The sequence below is a fragment of the Desulfovibrio sp. genome (genome assembly GCF_047607245.1).
GTDB lineage: Bacteria > Desulfobacterota > Desulfovibrionia > Desulfovibrionales > Desulfovibrionaceae > Desulfovibrio.
This window is the reverse complement of sequence record NZ_JASGDK010000090.1, coordinates 1-4,893: the sequence shown is the minus strand read 5'-3', so window position 1 is coordinate 4,893 and position 4,893 is coordinate 1. Positions and strand designations below refer to the sequence as shown.

Sequence of the window (4,893 nt, the reverse complement as noted above, 5' to 3'; positions counted from 1 at the left end):
GTTTGTACGCAACACAGCCCGAACAGGCCGATGGAGGTGGACAGCCCATGCCAGATCTGCAAAAAGCGGCCAGAGACGTATGCGAAACCGAAAGCCTGCCCCCCCTGCTGGATCTTGAAAATGTGACGGTCTTCATCGACAGGAAAAAGGTACTGAACGACATTACCTGGAACGTGCATCAGGGCGAACACTGGCGCATCAGCGGGGCCAACGGATCAGGCAAATCCACCCTGCTGCGCCTTCTGGCCGGGGACGAGTTCACGGCTGCTGGCGGCACACTGGAACGCTGGCTGCCACATCAGGGCGGCGCAGTAGATACCCTGGCCGAAGTCCGCAAGGGCATCCGGCTGGTATCTGATCTTTCGCAGGCGCTCTACGGCTACTCCCTCACGGCGCACGAGATGGTGTGTACCGGCTTTGACAACAGTATTGGCGTATACCGCAAGTTCAGCCCGACAGAAAAGAACGAAGCTCTCCGCCGCATGCAGGAAATGTTTCCCGAAGAAAGCGCTGAGGATGTAGAAGCCCTTGGCCGCCAATCCATCCGCCATCTTTCCACGGGGCAACTGCGGCGCCTTTTTCTGGCGCGCGCGCTGGTGGGTGAACCGGACATCCTGTTGCTGGACGAACCATGCTCCGGTCTGGACGCCCCCAGCCGCGCCCACTACCTCAACCTTCTGGACCAGCTGGCCGCCAAGGGGTTGCATATGGTCTTTGTGTCCCACCACGGCGAGGACGCTCCTCTTTGCATCAACCGCGAGGCTCAAATGGAAGACGGGCGGCTGCGCGTGATGGTTTAGACAATATTGTCACGAGCGCCTTTCCAATTATTTCATTGTCAACCTTCTCTTTTTATTCCGGAAGAGTACCAGAAGAGTATACTCCTGCATAAAAAATTCATTCTTCTTGATCTGACAAGGACACTCTCGCGTGACGACGTTGTCTGAGATGGCCCATTTCCGGCAGCCTGCGCTGGTTGTTTTTTCCGGCTTGCCCGGCGTTGGCAAGACGACCATTGCCAAGATTCTTTGCCGCAAAATCCGGGCCTGCTATTTGCGCATAGACACCATTGAGCAGACGCTGCGCCGTCAGATGCCCGACCACCCAGTTACCTGTGAAGGCTATGAGGTGGCATACAGCACAGCACAAGAAAATCTGACTTTGGGCAGTGATGTCATTGCGGATTCAGTCAATCCCATTGAGCTTACCCGCGCCGCATGGCGGCAAGTAGCCGTACGCAGTGAGGCATTCTGCCTTGAAGTGGAAATAATCTGCAGCCATATGCCGACACACCGCCAGAGGGTGGAGAGCAGAAAGGCTGATATTTCCGGTATGACGCTTCCCACGTGGCAGAAGGTTATAGACCGAAACTACGCCCCCTGGCACAGAACACGGCTCGTTATCGACACGGCCAGTAGTACGGCGGATGAAGCTGCGGAACAGATCCGCCAAAACATCCGGCGCTAGAATTTTTCATTTTGAACTGCTTTGTGGAAAGAGCCCTTTTTGCCAACGGGTTTCTTCCCGATCCCTTTCGGAAATCACAAAAAAATCCCGCCAATGGCGGGATTTTCAGATACTGCTGGCAGGCTCCAAGGTGCTGTTTCTAACCGAAAGTTATTTTTTTTCGCCTTCGGCTTCGCTATCTTTCTTCTTGCCGCCAAACCAGGAGCGCAACACTTCAATGGCCACGGGCAGCACGGATACGACCACAATGGCATAAACAATGAGACTGAAATTCTGGCGCACCCACTCCAGATTCCCCAGAAAAAATCCTGCGGAAACCAGGCAGCCGACCCACAAAACGCACCCCGTAACATTGAAAAAAAAGAAGGTGCGGGGGCACATAAGAGCAATGCCCGCCACAAAGGGCGCAAAGGTGCGCACAATGGGCACAAAGCGGGCCAGCACAATGGCTTTGCCGCCATGCCGTTCATAAAAATGGTGGGCCTTGAGCAGATGCTCTTTTTTGATAAAGCGGGTGTCGCGTGAAAAAATAGTCGGCCCCACGTGGCGGCCAATGCAATAGTTGACGGCGTCGCCAAGAATGCCCGCCGCCAGCAGTACCACCATCACTTCCACATAGCCCATAAGGCCTGTTCCGGCCACAACGCCTGCGGCAAAGAGAAGGGAGTCGCCCGGCAGAAAGGGTGTCACCACAAGTCCGGTTTCACAAAAAACGATGATAAAGAGTATGGCGTAGATCCAAAGACCATACTGCTCCACCAGTTCAAAGAGATGCACGTCAATGTGTAGTACAAAGTCAATGAAATAACTGATTATATCCATACAGTTCGCTCTCCTGGCCGATTTTCAGGAACAGTTCGACACTCCGATCGCTCTTGTACCCCAAGGCCGCTTGTGGCACAACACGAGCATGCGACAGAATATTTCCGCCATCCTCACACTGTGCCTCTGTTTCCTTTTGATTCCGGCCCTGAACGCCAGAGCCGACTTCTACAATGTGGGTTTTCGCACCCTCGGACACTGGGACGGCGAAAGTGGACTACGCCTCGACGTGAACCTCTGGTATCCCTCGGTACGCCCCCCGCGTGACTTTCAGTATGGCCCGTGGGAAATTTCAGCCGCACGGGGCGGTAAAGCCGTGGAAGGGCGCTTTCCTCTTATCCTGCTCTCACACGATACGGCAGGATCACGCTTTTCGTATCATGACACAGCCGCATGGCTGGCAGCCAGTGGTTTTGTGGTAGCGGCCCCTACCCACCCTGGTGACAATATGGACAATATGGATCTGCTGCTCACCTGGCAGCAATTGTCAAACAGGGTTCGGGAACTTTCCAGCCTTATCCCCTTGTTACTCAACGATCCCGAGGCTGAACCCACCATTGACCCTGACCGCATCGGCGTTCTGGGCTTCGGCGCAGGCGGCACAGCCGCTCTGCTGCTGGGCGGCGCATTGCCCGATTGCGAAGGGTGGCAAAATTATTGCGCACAAGCTGGCACGCACGACATGTACTGCAATGTCTGGGCAAAAAATCGCATGGAAGGCCTTTGCCGTAGCCTGCCTTTGTCCAAAAGCCTGGCAGACACGCGCATCAAGGCCGTGGCTGCAGTGGCCCCTGGCTTTGGCATGCTTTTCAACCGAGATTCTTTCCGTTGGTTTTACCCGCCCCTGCTACTTATGGCCGCCTCCAACGACGGCCTGAACAATACGGCATTGCATGCCCGGCGCATCTACGAGTTTACAGGCAAAAAAGCCCGCTGGCTTGTGCTGGACAAGGCCGACGCCGGGGCCCTCATGGCTCCCTGCCCGCCTGCACTGGAGGCGGAATTGCCAGAGCTTTGCCGGTCTGTGCGTGAAGAAGACAGAAAAAACATACACAAGAACATGTTCGCGGCATTGAGCGAATTTTTTCTGCACTATCTTGGCAGTGGTAAAAACCTTCCGCAAATTCCGGCCCCGCCGGATCTCAGCCCGCCCCTGCCGCCCAAACCGGAGCCAGCTCCGGTCCCCGCGCAGCCAGCAAAACGCAGCCGGGCAAAATAACAACATTTTTTTCGTTGGTTTTCAGTAATCTAGCGGCTCATGCGCCTTGACAATTATGCCGCCCCTTACTAAATGTTTTAAAGTGCATCCAAACTGTTGGTGCGTGATTCAAGGTTTTTAAAGCGCGGGTTCTGGCATTAGTCGTGCGAATGCGCTAGCATTCATTTTTTACGGAATTGAGACCGCATCTGGAGCCACACAAAGGGCCAATCAGGTTTGAACCAGCTCACTCCCGGAAAAATTTGTCACGGTGCATACGGCCTGCACGCATAAGCGCATCCTTGCAGAAAAATGGAAGTATGAACGGCATGAAGCTATTGCCTTTTTGCATTCTGTGCCTTGTGCTTGTCGTCGGCGTCTGGCCCAAGGCCCAGGCCGCACAGCCCTTGAGCACCCGTGAAAACAATACCCTGTCAGAGGAGCCCTGGATTGTTATGCCCGCTGGGGGTCGACCGGCCTTTATGGGCATTCACGGCGGCACCATGCCGGTCAGTCTGCTGGTTTACGGCGATGGCACCTCTCTGGTGACCTTTGTAGGCCGTACTGGCAATGATTTCCTTGATGTTCTGCGACGCACGGACCTGCCCGTGCCAAGCCTGCTCAACGCTACCGCTCATAACGGAACCACTGAAACCATATTACCTGCGGGCAAATCCGGTATTCTCGCGGCTGGCAATACCAACAGCACCATGCCCGTTTTTAACGTCACCGGAGAAAGATTGTCACATATGGATGTTGCGCCTGGGCAATTGCAGCCCTTTGGCCTGTCTGACAAGCCCCTGTCCATTGAGGGCGAAGTCAGCAGACCGGCCCACCTTTCTCCCGCCAAGCAGTACAGGTTGTTTTTTCAGCCGCAGTACCTGCAACCCCGCCGACCTATACGCTAACGGCCCTGACCACACCGGATTCCTTGCTGCCTTGTTGCAGCAGCCCTATAGAGTTTCTCTTTTTTGTGTCCAAATCTTGTGTCTGGTTTTCCATTATAGAATAATTTGTAATTTTATATATATTCTGTTACTCGAATGCCCTCAGAATCACTAGCTAGAGGAGTCAACTATGCCACTTTCCAGTCATCACAAGGCAATGGAAAGATTGTATACAGCCAGCACGGCGCAAGCATCACCCCTCCCCACCCACAGGCTTTTTTCGCAAGGCCTGAAATATCTGCTGGAACACAGCTCGTCATTTGATATCTGCGTGGGTGAAGACAATCCCTTCTATCAGGAGTTCATTTTGCGGCTCCAGAATGACATCAGCATGGATGAAGATTGCCTTGGCCTCTTTGAGTGCCTGGCCATCTTTTTTCGTATCCGCCAGATTGTCGAAAAGGGACGCGCTCTTAGTGAAGCCGAAGGCCGGGTTTTGCATTATTTTGAAACCTGCGG

6 protein-coding genes are annotated in these 4,893 nt (G+C 54.2%); 5 read left to right on the top strand and 1 reads right to left on the bottom strand.

Going from position 1 to position 4,893, the window contains the following annotated elements:
* Window positions 1–800 (top strand): ABC transporter ATP-binding protein (locus tag QM579_RS07245; protein ID WP_414998498.1); only part of this gene is annotated, 800 nt, incomplete at its 5' end.
* A 130-nt stretch (window positions 801–930) separates the two neighbouring features.
* Window positions 931–1,467, top strand: a complete 537-nt coding sequence (locus QM579_RS07240; RefSeq protein WP_414998497.1) for an AAA family ATPase — start codon at window positions 931–933, stop codon at window positions 1,465–1,467.
* A gap of 150 nt (window positions 1,468–1,617) precedes the next feature.
* On the opposite strand, the gene QM579_RS07235 is transcribed toward QM579_RS07240, so the two are convergent.
* Window positions 1,618–2,289, bottom strand: a complete 672-nt coding sequence (locus tag QM579_RS07235) for a DedA family protein (protein ID WP_414998496.1) — start codon at window positions 2,287–2,289, stop codon at window positions 1,618–1,620.
* 88 nt (window positions 2,290–2,377) lie between these two features.
* Here QM579_RS07235 and QM579_RS07230 point away from each other — a divergent pair, with 88 nt between their 5' ends.
* The 3 genes from QM579_RS07230 to QM579_RS07220 form a co-directional block, all read left to right on the top strand.
* The gene (locus QM579_RS07230) at window positions 2,378–3,508 is read left to right on the top strand and encodes an alpha/beta hydrolase family protein (protein WP_414998495.1); all 1,131 of its coding nucleotides are present in this window, start codon (window positions 2,378–2,380) and stop codon (window positions 3,506–3,508) included.
* 308 nt (window positions 3,509–3,816) lie between these two features.
* Window positions 3,817–4,395, top strand: coding sequence for a hypothetical protein (locus QM579_RS07225; RefSeq protein WP_414998494.1), 579 nt, complete (start codon window positions 3,817–3,819; stop codon window positions 4,393–4,395).
* 169 nt (window positions 4,396–4,564) lie between these two features.
* Window positions 4,565–4,893, top strand: a 329-nt coding sequence (locus QM579_RS07220; protein WP_414998493.1) for a hypothetical protein, incomplete at its 3' end; no start/stop codon positions are given.

What these genes read in the sequence shown, in the direction of transcription:
- QM579_RS07235 (WP_414998496.1), bottom strand. Translation starts at nt 2,289, where the DNA reads ATGGATATAATCAGTTATTTCATTGACTTTGTACTACACATTGACGTG.
- QM579_RS07230 (WP_414998495.1), top strand. Translation starts at nt 2,378, where the DNA reads ATGCGACAGAATATTTCCGCCATCCTCACACTGTGCCTCTGTTTCCTT.
- QM579_RS07225 (WP_414998494.1), top strand. Translation starts at nt 3,817, where the DNA reads ATGAAGCTATTGCCTTTTTGCATTCTGTGCCTTGTGCTTGTCGTCGGC.